This window comes from Pseudoalteromonas sp. S3776, from assembly GCF_005886915.1.
Classification (GTDB): domain Bacteria; phylum Pseudomonadota; class Gammaproteobacteria; order Enterobacterales; family Alteromonadaceae; genus Pseudoalteromonas.
This window is the reverse complement of sequence record NZ_PNCU01000113.1, coordinates 1-829: the sequence shown is the minus strand read 5'-3', so window position 1 is coordinate 829 and position 829 is coordinate 1. Positions and strand designations below refer to the sequence as shown.

The window sequence follows — 829 nt, the reverse complement described above, 5'->3', positions numbered from 1 at the left end:
CGGCCTGTTGCCCGTTGCGACCGGGACGGAATCCGAAACTGTTGTTCGAGAATCCGGGGTCGAATAAAGGCGTCAGAACCTGTGCAATCGCTTGTTGGATTACGCGATCCTTTACGGTGGGAATACCCAGTGGGCGTTTCCCTCCATTAGGTTTATCGATCTCCACACGGCGCACCGGTGCAGGTGTGTAGTGTCCGTTCTTCAGAGCGTTGGCCGTATGCTTCCAGTGACCTTGGCGTACCCATTCAGGAAATTCGTCAATAGTCATACCGTCTACTCCGGCTGCGCCCTTGTTGGCACGAACTTGTTTCCATGCACTCTGAAGGTTTTCAGGGTGCATCATGCGGTCGAATAAATTGTCGCCAAAGGCTGGCTGCTTATCATTACGCTGGGGTACGTCATTACCGGGCAGTATTCGTTTATGCAGGTTTGACAAGGCTCCTCCTTTATTCTCGATGTTCTGGCCTTCACCCTGTCCCGGCCATTACACCGGGCGTTTGGCTACTATGCCGTCTGCTGACTTCTGCCTGATCACCGGTCAGAATTGCTTCTGTCAGCGCTATTGGTGGTCATCGTATTTGCTCGAACAGGGTGATGAGGACTGTTCGCCGAGCCTGTTGACACCAGTGGCTGAGAACTGGGAGATAACCAATCGCTTGTCAGGCAGATCTCCCCGGATAAGGACATGAACTGTCATTGCGCAACTGCATCATTTACGGTGGCCGTTAGATCACATGGCTTCGTTGTCTTGTGCCAACTCGCCTTCAGCCTACGCCTCATATGATGTTCTTGTTCATCAGCTCGCAATTTTGCTACCGGCTTCCTTCAG

General features: G+C 52.6%; 1 pseudogene. It reads right to left on the bottom strand.

The features are described from left to right. Positions 1-436: pseudogene (locus CWC16_RS19360) on the bottom strand (reverse transcriptase domain-containing protein); the annotation flags it as partial. Positions 437-829 lie beyond the last annotated feature (393 nt).